Annotated in this window: 11 protein-coding genes; 8 read left to right on the forward strand and 3 right to left on the reverse strand. The window is 72.2% G+C overall.

Annotation, left to right across the window (positions count from 1 at the left end; all coding sequences use genetic code 11):
• Positions 1-244: 244 nt before the first annotated feature.
• Positions 245-2587 (reverse strand): glycosyl hydrolase family 95 catalytic domain-containing protein, encoded by a 2343-nt coding sequence (locus AC4OXY_RS43945; RefSeq protein ID WP_491992520.1) that lies wholly within the window; start codon positions 2585-2587, stop codon positions 245-247.
• Between the two features lie 283 nt (positions 2588-2870).
• Between AC4OXY_RS43945 and AC4OXY_RS43950 the strand changes: the two genes are divergently transcribed.
• The 7 genes from AC4OXY_RS43950 (at position 2871) to AC4OXY_RS43980 (ending at position 12181) form a co-directional block, all read left to right on the forward strand.
• Positions 2871-4529 (forward strand): penicillin-binding transpeptidase domain-containing protein, encoded by a 1659-nt coding sequence (locus AC4OXY_RS43950; protein ID WP_491992521.1) that lies wholly within the window; start codon positions 2871-2873, stop codon positions 4527-4529.
• 231 nt (positions 4530-4760) lie between these two features.
• Positions 4761-5258, forward strand: coding sequence for an aminoacyl-tRNA deacylase (locus tag AC4OXY_RS43955; RefSeq protein ID WP_356033383.1), 498 nt, complete (start codon positions 4761-4763; stop codon positions 5256-5258).
• A complete protein-coding gene (locus tag AC4OXY_RS43960) occupies positions 5255-5728 on the forward strand; it encodes an HIT family protein (RefSeq protein WP_376291769.1) in 474 nt (157 codons plus the stop codon). The genes AC4OXY_RS43955 and AC4OXY_RS43960 overlap by 4 nt, the downstream gene beginning before the upstream one ends.
• A gap of 158 nt (positions 5729-5886) precedes the next feature.
• The gene (gene argG, locus AC4OXY_RS43965; RefSeq protein ID WP_491992522.1) at positions 5887-7335 is read left to right on the forward strand and encodes an argininosuccinate synthase; all 1449 of its coding nucleotides are present in this window, start codon (positions 5887-5889) and stop codon (positions 7333-7335) included.
• A 419-nt stretch (positions 7336-7754) separates the two neighbouring features.
• Entirely contained in the window at positions 7755-8495 is a 741-nt protein-coding gene (locus AC4OXY_RS43970; protein ID WP_491992523.1) for a thioesterase II family protein, read from the forward strand.
• A gap of 132 nt (positions 8496-8627) precedes the next feature.
• Positions 8628-10418: a non-ribosomal peptide synthetase gene (locus AC4OXY_RS43975; protein WP_491992524.1), complete on the forward strand. Its 1791-nt coding sequence runs from the start codon at positions 8628-8630 to the stop codon at positions 10416-10418.
• Positions 10415-12181 carry an NAD(P)/FAD-dependent oxidoreductase gene (locus AC4OXY_RS43980; RefSeq protein ID WP_491992525.1) on the forward strand — a complete coding sequence of 589 codons (1767 nt, stop codon included), beginning with the start codon at positions 10415-10417 and terminating at the stop codon, positions 12179-12181. The genes AC4OXY_RS43975 and AC4OXY_RS43980 overlap by 4 nt, the downstream gene beginning before the upstream one ends.
• Positions 12182-12247: 66 nt before the next feature.
• Here AC4OXY_RS43980 and AC4OXY_RS43985 read toward each other — a convergent pair whose 3' ends face one another.
• Together AC4OXY_RS43985 and AC4OXY_RS43990 are read right to left on the reverse strand one after the other, a co-directional pair.
• Positions 12248-13537, reverse strand: a complete 1290-nt coding sequence (locus tag AC4OXY_RS43985; protein WP_491992526.1) for a cation:proton antiporter — start codon at positions 13535-13537, stop codon at positions 12248-12250.
• Positions 13534-17931, reverse strand: a complete 4398-nt coding sequence (locus tag AC4OXY_RS43990; protein ID WP_491992527.1) for an amino acid adenylation domain-containing protein — start codon at positions 17929-17931, stop codon at positions 13534-13536. Before AC4OXY_RS43990 ends, AC4OXY_RS43985 begins: the two co-directional genes overlap by 4 nt.
• Positions 17932-18455: 524 nt before the next feature.
• Between AC4OXY_RS43990 and gntD the strand changes: the two genes are divergently transcribed.
• Positions 18456-19538 carry a guanitoxin biosynthesis L-enduracididine beta-hydroxylase GntD gene (gene gntD / locus AC4OXY_RS43995; RefSeq protein WP_491992528.1) on the forward strand — a complete coding sequence of 361 codons (1083 nt, stop codon included), beginning with the start codon at positions 18456-18458 and terminating at the stop codon, positions 19536-19538.
• The last annotated feature ends 55 nt before the right edge of the window (positions 19539-19593 follow it).

The raw sequence follows: 19593 nt of genomic DNA on the forward strand, positions 1-19593 counted from the left end.
GCCGGTGACGGTGGATCCCGTGACGGTCCAGGTCGCCGGTGCCGTGGCCCGCCAGGGTGTCGCGAGCGGCCCGACGGGCCGAACGGGCCCTCGTTCTCGGCCCGGTGGCCGCCGAGCCACGCGCTCGTGTGCGGCGGCAGGTCGAATGCGGAGGTGTCGTCCGGGGATATCCGTGCGGGGTGTGTGTGCGCCGCCTCGGCGACGGGTCACACATGACCGGCCGGGCCCCCTCGGGTGGCAGGGGCTACGGCAGGCCCCACGCCGCACCCGGCTCGCTGACGGCGACGGGTGCGATGACGAGGTCGGGTCGGGAGCCGGAGTGGACGAGCACCTCGTGGTCCTTGGGCAGGTCGATGGCGAGGGTGCCGTCGCCGAGGTCCCGGGTGGGGGCCGGGGTGCCGTCCTGCAGCACCGCGGTGACGGTCCCGCTCAGGCCGTGCCGGAGCCGCAGCGGCTCGCCCGCCAGGCTCCGGACCCGGATGAACCGGGTGACCCCGGCTGTGCGGACGGCGCTGACCAGGAAGGCGCCCTGCGTACGGAAGTTGTGCAGGGTCACGTCCGCCCAGGCGGACGGAACCGCCGGGAAGACACGGACCGTGCCGCCCCAGCTCTGGCAGAACATGTCGTGCAGGGACTGCGAGGCGGACAGCGGCGTCTCGATGACCGGACCCGCCTCGGTGTAGTGCGTGTTGGCCCGGCAGGGGTAGCGGGTGGTGGGGTCGAAGAACTTCCGCAGATACGCGATCGCGGTGTCGCCGTCGCCGGTCGTCGCGTACATCGAGGCGGCACCGGTGTAGCTGTAGCCGCGGTGGGCACCGGTCAGCGCATGCCAGCGCACCACGGACTTGGTGATCAGGTCACGGTTCTCGGGCTGGTCCCAGTTGACGAGGTGGAGCGGGTCCACCATCAGCAGGTGCGAGTAGTGCCGGTGGGACTGGGCGTACGGGGTGCCGGCGCCGATCATGAAGCCGTTGTCGTCGACCGGGTACGGCGTGAGCCGCGTGAGCACCTCTTGCCAGCGCGGGATCAACTCGTCCTTGACGCCGAGCAGTCGGGCCGAGTCGATCAGGGTCTGACAGCCCCAGCGGATCAGGGCCAGGTCGTAGTTGGTGTCCTGCGGCGGCACGACGGGGTATTCGGGGGAGAGGGTGCTCGGCAGGTGCAGCCTGCCGTCGCTGCCCGGTGTGAGGAAGTGCAGGTAGTAGCTGATCGCACGGCGCAGCACCGGGTAGATCGTGTCGCGCAGCAGGGACGTGTCCATGGAGTGCCGGTACGACAGCCACACGTTGTGCAGTGCCCAGGTGAGGTCGCCGGTCTCGGCGCCGGTGCCCGGCTGCCCCACCTCCCGGTTCGCGAACATGTCGGAGCTGCGGCCGATGCCGGAGCTGTCCGCGCGGTAGGCGGCGGGCACGTTCGCGGCGAGCTGCTCCTGGTTCTGCCGCAGTGTGGTGGCGAGCGAGTCGAGTTCCGGGTGGTTGAAGCCCTGGATGAGCCAGTACTCCAGCTGGACGTTGAGGTTCCACCACACCGCGGGCCACGGGGTGGGCTCCAGCCAGGGGCCGGAAGTGGCCATCACGGGACCGCCCGCGCGGCTCGCGGAGGCGGCCTTGTAGAGCTGGATCCAGTGGAAACTCTGGAGCCGCTGGTCGGGGAACGACACGAAGCTCTTCCGGTAGAACGCGTGCCACCAGCCGGTGTGCCGGCGCCGGAGCACTCCGCACGAGGAGGCCCGGCGCAGATGGCGCAGCGAGTCGGCCTCGCCGGCCGCGCCGGAGGGGAAGCTGTGTCCGACGCTGAGCAGGAGGTCGTCGCCGGTGCGCCGGTACGCGGTGGCGGTCTGGCCGCCGCCGGTCAGGGGCTGGAGGACCTGCTCGGTGCCGTCGGGGGTGGTGCGGGTGGTCCAGGCCGGGTTGGCGGTGTAGCCGGAGGGCGGGGCCTCCTGGATCTTCCGGGGACTGATCGCCTCCTCGGGGTGGAAGGTCCACACGACCCGCTCGCCGCCGGAGGCCGTGACGCGGGCGGCCAGGACCTCGTCGTGGACGAGGGCGGAGAGGGTGAGCGTTCCGGCGGACGTCGTGACGGTGCCCGTCAGCTCGGCGTCGTACAGGCTCAGGCGCCAGTCGACGGCGGTGATGGTGCCGACCGGATCGAGCGTCAGGTGCCCGACCGGCAGCCGGCATGTGCCCCAGCCGCTGCCGAACTCGGGCCGATGGTCCTGGACACGGCCGTGCTGCACGGTGAAGCGGATGCTGTTGGCGCCGGGCTCCTGGTAGACCATGCTGCCGAGCAGCCCGTCCCCGAGGAACGGCCCCTCGTGCCACAGGGCCGGCAGCCTGCTCCACACCAAGTCCTGGCCGCGCAGGAAGCGCTGCCACGAGCCGTCGGTGGTCATGGTGTCGCGCAGCCGCCAGGGACGCCCGGCGCCCGCCGGCTGTCCCGACTCGGCCGGCTGAACCGGCTCTACGGACTGGACCGGCTCTCCGGCGTGGGCGGTTGCGGGCAGTGCCGCCACCGCCGCACCGCCGAGTGCGGTGCCGAGCACGGATCTGCGGCGGACCGGCGGGTGCTTCTCCGGCTGCGAGGTCATCGGAGCTCTCCAACCTGACGGAACATCAAGACATCGGGTGTATCGCGGAACGTAGGGATGTCGCGTGCACCTGTCAATAACTCCAGCGGGGATTACTCCGAGATACCTCCGATGTCTACGTCGGGTTGTGCGGAAGTGCGGTCCGTGTGTCGGTCGCGCCCCGGCATCTCCGCTGAACTCCCCTGTGGACCAGGGCATTTGGGGACGCCGCAGCTTGACGGTCCCATAACGATCTATGGAGGACCGGTACGGAACTCCGTGGAAGGTACATACGATCCGGTACATGAACAGAGCTGTGAAGTTCGGCCTCGCCGGTACGTGCACCGCGCTGCTCGCTCTCGGGGGACTCGGCACCTACAACCTGCTCAACGGCCTGACATCCGGCTCCGCGGGCGATGCCCGGCCCACGGCGGGGGACACGTTCGCCGCGTCGGAGCTGTCGGGCAAGCCGCCGTCGGGCGCCGAGGCGGTGAGGCTGACGCGGGCGTTCCTGGACAGCTGGTCCAAGCAGCACGTCGACGGCGCGGCGAGCGACACCGACGTACCGGACGCCGCCTCGCGAGCCCTGCGCGACTACGCCGACGGCCTGCATCTGAAGAAGGTGTCGTTCGACCACGTCGTGGCCGTGGGGCCGTCGGCGGTGACGGCGGGTGCCACGAAGGTCACCTTCGACGTCGCCGCCCAGGTGGCGGGCGGCACCTGGAACTACTCCAGCGCCGTCGCGGTGCTGAAGAGCGCGAGCGGTGTGCCGGCGGTGCACTGGAACAACTCGGTGCTGTACCCGGGCATGGGCGACGGCCAGTCGCTGATCGCGGGCAGGCTGCCGGCCGACCCGGACGCGGCGAAGGTGGTCGCGAGCGACGGCACGACGGATCTGTCCGCCTTCCCGTCCCTGCGGGACATCGCGGCGACCATCGGCAGGAACGCCGAGCCCACCGGTGGCAGCGCCGGGACGGGGGTGGCCGTGGTCGACGGTGACGGCGGAGCCGTGGAGACGGTCCAGGTCTTCACGAAGGGGCGGACTCCGGTGATCAGGACGACCATCGACGCAGGGCTCCAGGCGGTGGCCGAGAGCGCGGTGCAGGACGCCCGCCTCCAGGGCAAGCCGGCCGGCACCGTGGCGCTCGACTGGCGCACCGGCCACATCCTCGCCGTCGCGCACAGCGGCGACGACGGCGACATCGCCATCAACGGCATCAAGTCGCCCGGCTCCACCATGAAGATCATCACCGCGGCGGCCCTCTTCGACCGGGCGGGCCTCACGCCGAGCAGCCCGGCCCCGTGCACGGACTCGCTGATGGCCAACAGCCAGCTGTTCCACAACGACCCCGGCGTCCCGGCCGTTCCCGGTGCCACGCTCGCCCAGGCGTTCACGGTGTCGTGCAACACCTCTTTCATCAAGGACGGCTTCCACTATCTGGTGCACGACGGCGACGCGTCCGCGCTGCACGACGAGGCCGTGGACGCCTTCGGCATGGGCAGCTGGTCGATCGGCGGTGGGGTCGCCACCACCGACCCGAGCATCCCGCCGGACGCGCAGGGCGGCGACCAGGCGGCCCAGTTCATCGGCCAGGGCAGGGTCACGGCCACCCCGCTGTTCATGGCGTCCGTGGCGGCGACCGTCCGCAACGCCGGCTTCGAGCAGCCGGTCATCCTCCCCGGACAGCACCAGGAGAGCGCACCCCGGCCCATCTCGGCCGGCACGGCGGGCTACCTCCGGTCGATGATGCGCAGCGTCGCCACGACCGGTACGGCGGCTCCGCGTCTGGGCGGACTCACGGGTGTCGGCGCCAAGACCGGCACCGCGGAGGAGGGCGACCACACCAACGGCTGGCTGACCGCCTACGACTCCCGCATCTCGGTCGCGGCGCTCGTCGAAGGAGGCAGTTCGGGGGTGGACTCGGCCGGATTCGTCGTACGACAGTTGCTGACCGGCGGCTGACCGCCGGCCGTCGGCCGGGCGCGCTCACCCGGTCACGGCGGCGAGGGCGGAGCAGGTCAGGGGGGCGAACGGCCCACGCCGTCCGGACCGCGCCTCCTGACAGCAGGCGCTGTGCGCGATCTTCGGCCGGGAGGACAGCCCCGGCCCCGGCCGGCCGGGGCAGATGGGAGCGCGCGCAGAGCAGCCGTCGGCAGAGGCAACTGCCTTGCCCGGCACGGTAGTCTCCGTGCGATGAACGAACCCGCATCGTCCGGCCCGCTCGACGTACTCACTGCGCTCGGGGTGCCGTTCCGGCTGCATGAGCACCCGGACGTGGTCGACGCCGTGGAGGTCTGCGCGGCGCTCGGCGTCCCGCTGGACCGGACCGTGAAGACCCTGGCGTTCGTCACGCCCGACGACCGGCTGGTGCTGGCGGCCCTGCCGGGCCACGCCCGGCTGCGGTACGGCGCCCTGGCCCGCGCCGCCGGGATCCGCCGCACCGACCTCGCGCCGGCCGGGGCCGACCGGCTGGCCAGGGCCGGCATGCGGCCCGGCGGGGTGTGCCCGGTCTCCGGGGACCGCGGCGCGCTGGTGGTGTTCGACGAGACGGTCGGCGGCCTGGGCCGGGTGCACTGCGGCAGCGGCCGGCCGGACAGCAGCGTCGAGATCGACGTGGCCCGGCTCATGGCCGCGGTGCCGGCGGCCGCTACGGCGCAGATCGCCGACATCCCGGCGACCGAGCCCGTATGACCGACGCCCGGCCTGCGGCGAGCGTGAGGAGGGGGACGGGCGGTGGCTGTCCCTTCTGCCCGATCGGGCGCGGCGAGACCGACACGGATCTGATCGCCCACCGCACACCGAACGTCTTCGTCGTCCCCGCCCTCATGGAGCGCCGCAACAACCCGGGCCACACACTCGTGCTGCCCGTCGCCCATGTGACCGGCCTGCACGAGGCATCGCCCGAACTGCTGTCCGAGGTCTTCGGGGTCGTCGCGCGGGTGACGCGTGCGGTGCGTGGGGCGTACGGCGCCGTGGGCAGCACGCTCGTGCAGAACAACCACGCGCCCGGCCAGGTGCTGCACCACCTGCACATCTCCGTCGTCCCGCGCTTCGAGGACGACGGGTACCGGGTGCCTGAGCCCGGGCTGCGTGCGGCGTCCCGGGAGGTGCGTCGTGAGCGTGCCGCCGCTTTGCGTGCGGCGCTCGCGGCGGAGGGCTGAGGGAGCCGGGGGCGTGTTCGGCGTGGTTCGGGCAGGCCTTCGCGTACGGCTTTCCGACGCCCGCCCCGATCGCCGGACGTGACATGCCCGAGAGGTTCGCGACACTCGTCCGCGCTGCGGGCTATGCATGGCCATGCGTAATAGTGCATACTCTTCCTATGTCCAAGGTCCTCACCTCCCTTCCGGTCGGCGAGCGCGTCGGCATCGCCTTCTCCGGCGGCCTCGACACGTCGGTCGCCGTCGCGTGGATGCGCGACAAGGGTGCCGTCCCGTGCACCTACACCGCCGACATCGGCCAGTACGACGAGCCCGACATCGCCTCGGTGCCGGGCCGTGCGACGACCTACGGTGCCGAGATCGCGCGCCTGGTCGACTGCCGCGCGGCCCTGGTCGAGGAGGGGCTGGCCGCGCTCGCGTGCGGCGCGTTCCACATCCGCTCCGGCGGGCGCGCGTACTTCAACACCACGCCCCTCGGCCGCGCCGTCACCGGCACCCTGCTGGTGCGCGCGATGCTGGAGGACGACGTCCAGATCTGGGGCGACGGCTCCACCTTCAAGGGCAACGACATCGAGCGGTTCTACCGTTACGGCCTGCTCGCCAACCCGCACCTGCGGATCTACAAGCCCTGGCTGGACGCGGACTTCGTGACCGAGCTGGGCGGCCGCAAGGAGATGTCGGAGTGGCTGCTCGCGCACGGGCTGCCGTACCGCGACAGCACGGAGAAGGCGTACTCGACCGACGCCAACATCTGGGGCGCCACGCACGAGGCGAAGACCCTGGAGCACCTGGACACCGGCGTCGAGACCGTCGACCCGATCATGGGTGTGCGGTTCTGGGACCCCACGATCGAGATCCCCGCCGAGGACGTGACGATCGGCTTCGACCAGGGCCGGCCCGTGACGATCAACGGCAAGGAGTTCGCCTCGCCGGTCGAGCTCGTCATGGAGGCCAACGCCATCGGCGGCCGGCACGGCCTCGGCATGTCGGACCAGATCGAGAACCGGATCATCGAGGCCAAGAGCCGCGGCATCTACGAGGCCCCCGGCATGGCGCTGCTGCACGCCGCCTACGAGCGCCTCGTCAACGCGATCCACAACGAGGACACCATCGCCCAGTACCACGCCGAGGGCCGCAAGCTGGGCCGCCTCATGTACGAGGGCCGCTGGCTGGACCCGCAGGCGCTGATGATCCGTGAGGCGCTCCAGCGCTGGGTCGGCGCGGCGGTCACCGGCGAGGTGACGCTGAGGCTGCGGCGCGGTGAGGACTACTCGATCCTGGACACCACGGGCCCGGCGTTCAGCTACCACCCGGACAAGCTGTCCATGGAGCGCACCGAGGACTCCGCGTTCGGTCCCTCGGACCGGATCGGCCAGCTCACCATGCGCAACCTCGACATCGCCGACTCCCGCGCGCGCCTGGAGCAGTACGCGGGCCTCGGCATGGTCGGCACCGAGCATCCGGCGCTGATCGGCGCGGCGCAGGCGGCGTCGACCGGCCTGATCGGCGCTATGGCCCACGGCGGCGCCGAGGCGATCGCCTCGCGCGGCGAGGCCCCGGAGGAGGACGTGCTGCTCGACCGCGCCGCGATGGAGTCCGGCACGGACTGACCACGCTCAACGGCCGTACGCCTCCCGGAGCTCCGGTGCAGCGGGCCCCGTCGGTTCACCACCGGCGGGGCCCGCTGTCGTGTCCGGACGGCTGTCTCCGACGGCCGTCACCCGTGGCGCAAAATAGTCAGGTCCATGATCTGTCACCTGTGGTACACATGGAAGTCGCGAAGCGGGGGTCCACCTTCAGACGCACGCCCACACACCGGCGGCACGACCAACTGCACTGCACCGCGCAGGTTTTCCGGGGAACAGACCGGACGCCGTACCTCCCGACCTCCCGTGAGCCACCGCATCCGGCCCGATGCGGAAACCGGACGCGCCTCAGCCGATCACGCCAGCCTCTTCGACCGGTCAAGGGAGCACTGTGCCAGCACAATCCACCATGCCCGACGCATCTCGACCCCGGTAGCGCCGGCGTGTCTCTGCACCGCTTCGCCCCGCCCGCCGCCGAGACGCCCGGATCCCCGCGGGCCGCGCTGGTCTGCTTCCCGCACGCCGGCGGCGGCGCGACGACGTTCGTCTCCTGGCGGCGCAGGCTGCCCGACTGGCTGGATCTGTACGCCTACGTGGCCCCCGGGCGCGAGGAGCGGGGCAGGGAGACGCCCCTGGGCTCGGTCGCCGAACTCGTCGAGGACGCCCTGCCGGACGTCCGGACACTGCCCGGCCCACCACTGATCCTGCTCGGACACAGCTTCGGCGCCTGTCTGGCCTACGAGTTGACGCATCGGCTGACCTCGGCGGGGCGCCCGCCGGCGCATCTCGTCCTGCTCGCCGCCGGAGCGCCGGGACCGGCGACACCCCGGGCCGTCCGGAACGACCACGACATCGAACTCCTGTGGAAGCGCCTCGGAGCGAACACGGCGGGGCTCTCGCGCCCCGGATTCCGCGAGAGATTCTTTCCGTTGCTGCGCGCCGATCTCACCGCGCACGCCGCCTTCCGCCCGCCGGCGAACCGGCCGGCCCTGACCACGCCGGTGACCGTGCTGTACGGGGACGAGGATTCCGATGTGACGGCCGAAGTGGCGGCCACCTGGCGCGACCTGTGCGCCGGACCGTTCCGGCTCGCCGCGATACCCGGCGGGCATTTCTTTCCACAGAACTCGGCGACCGCCACGGTCGGCTCGCTCGTGCGCGCCCTCGAATCCCAGTCAGGCTGAAATCGGCCATGCACCGGGACATCCGCTGCCGTGGCCGCGGAATGCGGAGACGCGCTCTTGATCGTCCGAATGGCCACCGATAAAGTGCCGTAGTCGAGAATGCATGGAATACGCGCAAGGGGGCGTGCTTCAATGATATCCGACACACCGCGAACCCTTCACCAGTTTTTCGAGAAGCGCGTCCGGAAGGCGCCCGAAAACATTGCCCTGGAGTACGACGGGGAATGCATCGCCTACGGCGATCTCAATCGCCGGGCCAACAAAATGGCGCATTATCTGCGCGACACCGCCGGAGTCCGGCCGGACGATCCCGTGGCGATCCTGGTGCGCCATCCGCCGAGCGTGATCGTCGCCATGCTCGCCGTCCTCAAGGCCGGCGGTGCCTATCTGGCGCTGGATCCGGACAATCCGCCGGGCCTGACCCAGCGGATCATCGAGAGCGTCGCACCCCGGGCGGTACTGGTCGAGTCCTCGTCGGTGGCGGGCGCGGCCCACTTCCGCGGTGAGCTGTTCGTCACGGACGTCATGACCGCGACCCTCGCCACGCCGGACACCGACCCCGCCCCGGCGGCGGCCGCCACGGACCTGGCCTACGTGATCCACACCTCCGGCACGACCGGCAAACCCAAGGCGATCGCCGTCGAGCACCACTCGATCATCCACACCCTGATCTGGCGCAACTCCTATTACGGATTCGGCCCGGACGACACGACACTGGCCATGCCGCGTCCCTCGTTCGACAGCGCCGTGGCCGACACCTTCTGTGCCCTGACCTCGGGTACGCGACTGCTCCTGCCCCTACGGGACCGCATTACCGACCGGCGTTATCTCGTCGGATTGATGGAACAGCGCGAAGTCTCCCATTTCCTCATCACGCCCGCCCTGTACCACCGGCTGCTCCGGGGCATGAGCCCGCAGCAGACCAAGGCGCTGCGGAGCATCACGATCGCCGGAGAATGGTTTACCTCCAGTCTGGTCCGGGAACACTTTTCGCGGCTCCCGGACGTGAAACTCCTCAATGAATACGGGCCGTCCGAGAATTCCGTGTGCTCCACGGTTCATCCCCTCGCGCCGACGGACCGGCAGGTGCTCATCGGAAAGCCGATCGACCGCACCGAGGCCTTCGTGGTGGGCGAGGACGGCGAGCCCCTGGGCCCGGGCGGCACGGGTGAGCTCTTCCTCGCCGGAGCCGGACTGGCCCGCGGCTACCTGTCGGATCCCGAACTGACCGCCGAGAAGTTCTTCGTCCCCTCCTCGCCCCGCTTCCGCGGCCAACGCGTCTACCGCACCGGAGACATCGTCCGGCTCTGCGAGGACGGCGACCTCCAGTTCGTCGAGCGCCGCGACCAGCAGGTGAAGATCCGCGGCCGACGCGTGGAACTGAGCCAGGTGGCCGAGGTGCTGACCGCGGACGACACCGTCGACCACGTCCACCTCCTGCGCCGCGACACCGACGCGGCGACACCCCGGCTCATCGCCTTCGTCGTCGGCCCCACCGCACAGGACGTGGACCGGCTGCGCGCCGCGGCGCGGGAGAACCTGCCGGACTACATGGTCCCCTCGGCGATCATCCCCGTCGACGCCGTGCCCGTCACCGGCAACGGCAAGGTCGACGAGGCCGCCCTGGCCGCGCTGTACGCCGACGCCTCCGACCGCACCGGTGCGCCGCCCGAGCCGGCGACCCCCGTCGAAGCCGAACTCCTCACGATCTGGCGGAAGATCTTCGCGCCCCTGGGCGTCGGCCTCGACGACGACTTCTTCGACCTCGGCGGCGACTCCCTCAGCGTGATGGACCTCGTCGCCGACGTGGAGGAACGACTCGGCGTCCAGCTCGACAACGCGGATCCCTATACGGGCCGGACCGTCCGCAGCCTGGCCCTCATGATCGAGAACCGACGAAGCAGCGAGGTGGACGCAGCGTGAGCGAACAGGCCGGTACTCCTTCCGCTTTCCCTGATTTCCCCGACGTCGACCACGACGTGGTCATCGCGGGCGGCGGCCTCGCCGGGCTCTGTCTCGCCAAACAGCTCAAGGACGCCCACCCCGAGCTCAGCGTGCTCGTGTGCGAGCGCGATCGCTCTCCCATCCCGCTGTCCGCGTTCAAAGTGGGCGAGTCGACGATCGAGGTGGGCGCGTACTACCTCGCCGCGGTCGTCGGACTGCGGGACTACCTGGAGGAGCACCAGCTCGAAAAGCTCGGCCTGCGCTACTTCTTCGGCGACCGCCCCGACTTCCACCGGGAGTCCGAGTACGGCGTCAACCGGTACCTGCCCGCCAAGAGCTACCAGCTCAACCGCGGTTCCCTGGAGGAACACCTCCGCCTGGTCGTGGCCGGCACCGGCGCCCGGCTCGTACAGGGCGTACGGGTCCTGGACATCGACCTCGGCGAGGGGGACGCCCCGCACCGGGTGACGTACCAGCCCGACGGCGAAGGCGAGGGCACGACCACCGTCACCTGCCGCTGGGTCGTCGACGCGACCGGGCGCCACCGTCTGCTCCAGCGCAAGCTCGGACTGACCAAACGGTTCGCCCAGCCGCACAACTCGGTGTGGTTCCGGCTCGAAGGCCGTCTCGACACCGACGAGTTGGTGGCGGCCGAGCACACGGCCTGGCACGAGCGGGTGCAGGGGCCGCGCTGGCAGTCCACCAACCACTTCATGATCGAGGGCGGCTGGGTCTGGGCCATCCCGCTGGCCCCCCACCACACCAGCGTCGGCATCGTCGTCTCCGACGCACTCCATCCGGTGACGAAGTTCAACCGCATCGAGAAGGCCGTCGACTTCGTGGTCGAGCGTGTCCCCGGCTTCGACCCGGCCATCCGCAAACTGCCGGTGCTCGACTTCCGCGTCCTGAAGAACTACAGCCACTCCACGCACCAGTTGTTCTCCCACGAACGCTGGGCGTGCGTCGGCGACGCCGCCGTCTTCGCCGACCCCTACTACTCGGTCGGCTCGAACCTCATCGGCTACGCCAACAGCTTCGTGACCGAGATGATCGGCAGGGACCGCGCGGGCACCCTCGAACCGGACTACGTGCGCTACGCCAACCGCTGGTTCCTGTCCCTGTCGGAGGGGCTCACCCAGAACATCCAGGGCGCCTACCCCTTCCTCAACAACCCCGTGGTCACCTCCCTGAAGACGGTCTGGGACTACTACGTGGGCTGGGCGTTCTCCGACCCGCAGTTCTACGGCAGGACGTTCCTGGACGAGTCCGCCAGCACGACGCTCAGCGCGCTGGGCGGACACGTGGTGGCGACCCAGGGCGCGATGCTCAACCTGTTCAAGGCCTGGGCGCGCCGCTACCGGGGCGTCTTCGAGTTCGACTACATCGACTACTACGACGACCTGCCGACCCTCGCCCGCCTCTTCGAGCAGAACCTGCCCGCCACCGACGCCGAGGTCCCGCCGTTCGGCCAGGTGCTCACCAGCGTCCGCGACGGCATCGACCGCATCGAGGAACTGGCCCACGTCGTCTTCTACCTGGCGCTGGAGGACGCCCTGCCCGAACACGTCGCGTCCGTCCGCGCCCGCGGCTGGCTGAACGTGTCGGCGGTCAGCCTGGAACCGGAACGCTGGGAGAAGGACGGCCTGTTCACCCCGCGGACCAGGCCGCGCCCGGAACAGCTCGCGCAACTGGAGGCGGAGATGCGCCGGCTGTACCGGGCCGCCACGCCCGCCGAGTCGTAGCCGGCCACGTCCGCACGCGGCGGGTTCGCCCTCATGGGGGCGAACCCGCCGTCCGTGCCGAGCGGGTCAGTGACCGCGCGCGGTCCCCGCGGACACCGGATCCGCCGCGGCGAGCGCGTCGTCGTCCGGCGTCCGCATCCGGCGGCAGAGCACCAGCAGGGGCTGTGTGAGAAGCGTGGTGGCGATGGCCATCAGCACGAACACGGTGTAGAGCCGCCCGCTCAACAGCCCCGCCTGGAAACCGGCGTTGAGGGCGATCAGCTCGGTCAGCCCGCGCGTGCTGAGCAGCACCCCGATGGTCAGCGAGGTCCGCCGGTCCAGCCGGCAGGCGCGTGCCGCGAGCGCGCCGGAGCCCACCTTGGCGACGACCGCGAGCACCGTCACGCCCACCAGGACGGCCACCGCGGTGCCGCCCAGCGCGCCGACGGAGACGCTCTGCCCCGACACCACGAAGAAGAACGGCAGCAGCAGCGAACCGACGCCGTCCAGGGAGTGCACCAGCTCCGGGTCCAGCGTGCCATCCGGCTCGCGCGGGGTGACCACACCGGCGAGCAGCGCGCCGAAGATCACATGCAGGCCGAGCACACTGGTGCCCCAGGCGGCGGCGAAGGCGAACCCGATCAGCAGCGCCAGCCGGGCCTGCGCGGAGACGTGCGGGGAGCGCAGCACGCGCCGCAGCAGCAGGCGGACCGGCCACACCATCACGGCGACGAAGACGAGGAGCAGGACGAGCCGTGCCGGCAGCGACATGCCGGAGCCGTCGCCGCGCTCCATGATGGTGCCGAGCAGGACGGCCCATCCCACGACGTCGATGAGCCCGGCTGCCGAGACCGCGAGGACCCCGGGCACGGTGCCGGCCAGCCCGTTCTCGCGCACCACGACGATCAGCACGGGAACGGCCGTGATCGACACCGCGACGGCCAGGAAGAGCACGGAACTCACCGGCATGCCGCGGGGCGCGCCGAGCTGTTCCAGCGTGCCGTGGAAGAGCAGGGCGGCGCCCGCGCCGAGCAGCATCGGCACGGCGAAGCCGGCCGCCGCGATGCCGAGCGCCGTACGGGACCTGCCGCGCAGCAGGTCGAGGTTGAGTTCGTAGCCGACGACGAAGAGGAAGAGGACCAGGGACACCTGGCTCAGCCCGGTCAGCATCGGTGCGATGGCCTTCGGGAACAGGGTGTCGCCGACGACGGCGGGCAGCTGGTTCAGCAGGCTCGGGCCGAGGGCGACGCCGGCTATCAATTGGCCGACGATGCTGGGCTGTCCGAGTTTCCTGGACACCCAGCCGCCGAGGTTGGCGGCCAGCAGGATGACCGCCGACGCTCCGACGAGATGGGTGATGGACGCGTCCGGACTCACGCATTCCTCCTGGGGTCGGCGCCGTGCGCGGCGGACACCTCGCACGGCGGTTGTCGGTGCGGGAACGGCTCCCGGGGCCGGGCGAACGAGCTGAGCACCGCGTCGAGCTCGTGCCGCAGGGCCTCGGCCGTGCGCTGTCCGGCGGCCCCCGGGCCCGCGTCGAGCCGCAGTACGCGCCGGCCGGCCGCGGCCGGGGCGAGCAGGGTCACGCTCAGCGGCACGCCGACGGCGGGCGGTGCGACCGCCTCCGACGCCACGAGCACCCCGGGCAGTACGCGGGCCGTGGCTCCCGTCCTGACCGCCCGGTCCACGGCGACCACCAGGTCGGCCGGGGTCGTCGCGGCCCCGGCGTCCACCGGGCAGGGCACCCGCGCCCCCGACCGCTGTACCTGGACCTCCCCGGCGCCGCCCGTGTTCGCCGCCACCCGGGCCACCGCGGAGGTCAGCACCACCAGCTCCTCCGCCGCCCGGCCGCCACTGATCCGGGCCAGCGCGTGCACGGCGCCCTCGGAGAGGGGCAGTTCGGTGGTCGTGCGGGCCGCTCCGGCGCCGTCGGACGCGAGCGGCAGTCCGGGCAGCGGCGTGTCGGGTTCGCGCAGCACGGCGTCGAGGATCTCGCGCAGCCGCTCGCCGATCCGGGCCGCACCCCGCGCGGTGTACCGGTCGCTGCGATAGCCGACGCGGATCTCCGTGGGGCGGCCGGACCCGGGCTCGGCGATCAGGAAGCCGAGACAGAGGTCGAAGTCGCTGACCTCGGGCGGGTCGTCCAGATGCCGGGCGGTGCGCCGGCCGTCGCCCGTGCCGGCTTCGACGGTCGGTGACATCACCGTCTCGACGAGCACGTCGAACAGCGGATTGCGGCCCGGCTCCCGCCGCACCGCGAGATCCTCCACGATCCGGTCGAACGGGTACTCCTCGTGTTCCTGCACATCGAGTGCCGTCCGCCGGACCCGGTCGAGCAGGTCGGTGAAGGTGCCCGCCGGATCCAGCACGGTGCGCAGCACGACCGTGTTCGCGAACAGCCCCGCCTCCTCGGCCAGTCGGGGCTGGGAACGGCCCGCGACCACCGTGCCGAGCGGCAGGTCCGCGACGCCCGTCAGCCGGTGCAGCAGCACGCGCGCCGCCGCCACGCACACCATGAACGGCGTGGTGCCGGCCCGCACGGCCAGGGCGCGCAGCTCCCGCGTCCGCTCCTCGCCCAGGGCCACCCGGGCCTGCCCGCCCGCGCTGCCGCGCACCGCACCCGGCGCGTGGTCCGCGGGCAGCGGCGCGAGCACCGGCAGTCCGGCGAGTGCCTGCCGCCAGTACGCCGCGTGGGCCGCGCCGCTCTGTCCTGCCAGCCGGCCGGCCAGCGCCCGGGTGTGCGCGCGGTGGCCCGCGAGCGCGGGCGGCTCGTACGGCCGGCCCGCCTCGAACGCGGCGGCCGCGGTGAGCAGGTCGCGCAGCAGGACGGAGTACGACCAGCCGTCGTTGACGCAGTGGTGGATGTTGAACAGCAGAACGGACGGCCGCCCCTCGGCGCTCAGTTGGCGCAGCCGTAGGAGCGGACCGCGGGCCAGGTCGAAGCGCCACCGCGTCTCCTCGTCCCGTGCCCGGGCGAGGGCGGCCTCGAACCGGTCGGGAGCGACCCGCTCCAGCACCGGTTCGAGGTCCAGGTCCGTGATGTCGTGCACGACCTGCCGCAGTACCGCCCCCGCGCCGTCGCGCGGCATCTCGAAGGTGGTGCGCAGCGACTCGTGCCGCACCGCGAGGGCGCGTACCCCGGCGCGCAGTGCCTGCGGCGACAGCGGCCGGTCGAGTTCGTACGCCTCGACCATGTTGTAGGCACGCAACTCGCCCTCGTCCAGGGCCTCCAGGAGCCACATGCGCCGCTGCGCGTTGCTTGCCTCGGTCTCGGCGGCTTCGTCGGGGAGGGTCGGCGCGGGTGCGCCGGGCGGGGACGCGGGGGTGCGGCGCGGGCCCTGCCGTACCGCCTCGGCCAGGGCCGCCGGGGTGCGCGCGGTGAAGATCTGCCGTACGGCCACACCGCACTCCGGCTCCGCCGCGCACAGGGCGCTGACGAGCTGGGCGGCGGTGAGGCTGTGGCCGCCGGCCGCGAAGAAGTCCTCGTCGGCGGCTCGGGGCGGGTGCCCGAACACGCTCTCCCAGGCGCGGGCCACGGTCCGTGCCGCGTCGTCCTCAGGCATCCACGCGGTCTGCGGGCGGGGCGCGGGCATGGCGGCGAGCGCGGTGCGGTCGGTCTTGCCGTGCGGCGTGCGGGGCAGCTCGGGCAGCCGGGTGAGCTGGGCGGGGACCATGTGCGCGGGCAGGTGCTCGGCCAACCGGGCCCGTACGACGCCGGGTTCGAGGAGGGTGTCGGCCGTGTACCAGGCGGCCAGGGTCACGGCGTCCCGGCCGCCGGAGCGGGGCAGGACGACCGCCTCCCGGACACCGGCGAGCCGCACCAGCGCCTGTTCCACCTCGCCCGGCTCCACCCGGTGGCCGTGCAGCTGGACCTGGCCGTCGATCCGGCCGAGGAAGTCCAGTGTGCCGTCGGCGTTCCAGCGGGCGAGGTCGCCGGTGCGGAAGCTGTGGCCGATGCCGCCGACCGGGCAGGCCACGAACCGGCGGGCCGTGGCCTCGGGCGCGTCGAGGTAGCCGGCCGCCACGCCCGGCCCGGCGACGTAGATCTCGCCGGGGACGCCGACGGGTGCGAGCGTGCCCCAGGGCGTCACGAGCAGCACGCCGAAGCCCGGCGAGGGAGTGCCGATGGGCACCGCCATCAGCTCGGCGGCCCGGTCGCCGGCACAGACGTACGACACGCACTCCACGGTCGCCTCGCACGGGCCGTAGAGGTTGACCAGTCTGCCGATGCGCAACCGGCCCCGGGTGCGGGCCATCAGGCCGCGCGGTACGGCGTCGCCGCCGAGGATCAGATGGCCGAGGGGCAGGCCGGCCGACGGCGGGAGCGCGTCGAGCATGGCCGAGAGCAGGCCCGGCACGCAGTTGACGAGGGTGACCCGCTCGGCGCGGATCCGCTCCCAGAACGTGACGGGGTCCAGCTCGTCGGGTGCCCCGAGGGCGATCAGCGTGCCGCCGGCGCCGAGTGTCACGAAGATCTGGTACGCCGTGGCGTCCGAGGTGAGCGCCGAGAGCAGGGCGCACCGCACGCCGGCGTCGATGCCCAGCTGCCGCGCCGAGCTGACCGCCTTGTGGCACAGCTGGTCGTGCCGGAGGCTCACCGGACGGGGCAGGCCGGTGGAGCCCGAGGTGAAGAGCACCATGGCCTCGTCCGCGGGCCCGACGCGCGGCGCGGACGGCGGGTCGCTCGCCGGGGGCTGCGGGTCGAGGACCCGGGCCGCGGGCAGTGTGGGCAGGGCGGGGCCGGCGGGGCGGTGGTCACCGATGAGGAGCTTGGCCCGGCTCAGCCGGAGCAGATGGCTGACGCGCTGTGCGGGATGGGCGGGGTCGACGGGTACCCAGGCGGCGCCCGCGCGCAGCACGGCCAGCACGGCCACGACGAGCGCGGCGCCGCGCGGCAGCACCACGGCGACCCGGTCACCGCGGCCGATCCCGTGCTCGGCGCGCAGCGTGGCGGCGAGCAACGCCGAGCGGGTGACGAGGTCCTCGTACGTCAGCCGGGTGGCGTCCTCGGCCACGGCGGCCTTGTCGCGGTGGTGCGCGGCGGCCGAGTCGACCAGGTCGACGAGGGTGCGGGCGGGGTAGGCGGCGGGCAGCGGCAGTCCGCTCCGGTGCTCCAACTCCGCGCGCTGGGCCGGGCCGAGGACGTCCAGCTGGCGGGCGGGGCGCCGCGGATCGCGGGCGAGGTCGGCCAGCGCGGCCGCGACACACCGGGGCAGGGCGGCCACGGCCGCCGGAACCTGCTCGTGGGCGACGGCGACCTCCACCCGCAGGGTGCCGTCCTCCGTCAGATGCCCGCGCACCTCGACCCCCGCGGGGGACCCGCTCTGCGGCCCCCAGCGCACGGCCAGTTGGGCGAGGGCTCCGGACTCTGCGGCACCGGCGGCTTCGAGCCGGGACGCGAGCGGGTCACGGTGGCGCCAGGCGAACGGCGTCGCGGCGACCAGGTCGGCATGGGCCGAGGCGAGGAACTCGGTCATCGGCGTGTCCGGTGCGAGCCGGGTGCGCAGGGCGAGTTCGGCGCCGGATCCGTCGGGGGAGGGACACAGGACGGCCAGGTCCTCGGCGGCGCCGAACGCGCCCAGGCACAGCCGGGTCGCGGCGAGGAGCAGCAGGTGCAGGCCGACCGGGTCGTCGCCCGCCATGTGCCGCAGGGCCGCGGTCCGTTCGGCCGGCACGCACGCGGCCTCCGGCACCGGCGCACTCGCCCCGCCCGGCTGGAGCAGGGGCTCCCGGCGGATGCCCTTCAGTGCGGCGAGCCACTGGACGCGCACGGCGGCGGGGTCTCTTTCCGCACCATGGCCGAAAAGAGTGGCCTCGGGCGCGGAACAGGTCGGTCCGGAGGTAGGGTCGGGGCCTTTCGGCAATGGTGGCTCCTCGGGCTCGAAAAGGGCTGGAGAAGGCGCGTGTCAGGAAAAGCGGGCCGGTGCCCCGCTGGGGTGACGTAATGCGTCGAGACCCTCGCCGGTCCGAATATCCTTGGCGGAGAGCGAGGAGACAGTGGGAGTGATGCGGCTCACATGGCGAGCCGCTGGGGTATTCACCGTGGTGTGACTAGGCTTCCGCCCAGTCTATTCCGGCGACGTGGGGACGGCGGCCGGTGGATGAAATGGGGGCACGGGGGCGCCCGACCGCGTTTCCGAAGCGCCGTTCGGGCAATTCTCGACCGGGTCGAATTTTCCTGGATTTTAAGCCGGAAGAGGTTTGCTCCGGCCCGGATCTCCGTGTGTTCCAAAACTCTCGTGAGGGTTCGTCTGTCCCGAACACTGCCTGAATACAGAAAAGGAAAGCACACCTCATGAACCTCAGCGGAGCCCTTCCCGTCGCGGAACTCCCGAAGCGGGCCGACGACGGCATGCCCTGCCTGGAACTGACCGATGCGGAGCGCACCGCCCTGCGCGACCTGGCGGAGGCGGCCCTGGACGACAACCACGAGCAGCCGCTCGACCAGCGACTCGACCAACTGACCCTGCTCGCCCACGAGATGCCCGTGCGGATCCGGTCCCACCTCGTGCGTTTCCGGATCACCGGACGCCCCTACGGCGGCCTCGTCGTCGCCAACCTGCCCGTGTCCGAGGCGCTGGCCGGGCCGACCCCCGCCGACTACGTCCACGAGCCGGTCAGTGCCGAGGCGGAGCGGGCCACGGCCCTGCTGCTCCTGTTCGGCACGTTCCTCGGCGATCCGGTCTCCTTCCTGACCCAGCAGCGCGGCCGCCTGGTCCTCGACCTGTTCCCGATCAAGGGACACGAGGCGGAACAGCTCGGCTCCAGCTCCACCACCCCGCTGGAGTGGCACAACGAGGACGCATTCCACCCGCTGCGCGCCGACTGGATCATGCTGGCGGGGATCCGCAACCACGACCGGGTGCCGACCACCTTCGCCACGGTCCAGGACATCCAACTGGACGACGGGGTACGCCGGTTGCTCTTCGAGGAACGGTTCGTCATCCGGCCCGACGAGTCGCACACCGCCGCGTTCAACAGCCGGACCACCGGAGTGGACGAGGAGAGCTGGGTCGCCGAGGCCTTCCGCGACATAGCGGACCAGCAGAGCGAGCCCCGGCGCACGGCGGTCCTCCACGGCGACCGCGAGGCCCCCTACATCCGGATCGACCCGGCCTTCATGCCGCGCACCCTCGACAGCGAGGCGCTGGAGGCCCTGGACGCGGCCATCGCCGCCATCGACGCCGGCCTCCGCGACGTCGTGGTGGGCCCCGGCGAGCTGCTCATCGTCGACAACAAGCGTGCCGTGCACGGCCGCAGGCCCTTCGCCGCCCGCTACGACGGCACCGACCGCTGGCTGCGCCGCATCAACGTCCTGGCCGACCTGCGCCGGGCCAGCGGACGGCGCTACGCACCGCACGGCCGGGCCCTGGTCTGAGCCACCGGCGCGGTGGCGGCCCGCACCGGCGTGCCGCCCCGCGGCCCGCGGATAG

It is taken from the genome of Streptomyces sp. HUAS MG56 (genome assembly GCF_058673395.1).

Coding starts and splice junctions, on each gene's coding strand:
- AC4OXY_RS43945 (WP_491992520.1), bottom strand. CDS start 2,587: ATGACCTCGCAGCCGGAGAAGCACCCGCCGGTCCGCCGCAGATCCGTG.
- gntD (WP_491992528.1), top strand. CDS start 18,456: ATGAACCTCAGCGGAGCCCTTCCCGTCGCGGAACTCCCGAAGCGGGCC.
- AC4OXY_RS43960 (WP_376291769.1), top strand. CDS start 5,255: ATGACCGACGCCCGGCCTGCGGCGAGCGTGAGGAGGGGGACGGGCGGT.
- AC4OXY_RS43975 (WP_491992524.1), top strand. CDS start 8,628: ATGATATCCGACACACCGCGAACCCTTCACCAGTTTTTCGAGAAGCGC.
- AC4OXY_RS43955 (WP_356033383.1), top strand. CDS start 4,761: ATGAACGAACCCGCATCGTCCGGCCCGCTCGACGTACTCACTGCGCTC.
- AC4OXY_RS43950 (WP_491992521.1), top strand. CDS start 2,871: ATGAACAGAGCTGTGAAGTTCGGCCTCGCCGGTACGTGCACCGCGCTG.
- argG (WP_491992522.1), top strand. CDS start 5,887: ATGTCCAAGGTCCTCACCTCCCTTCCGGTCGGCGAGCGCGTCGGCATC.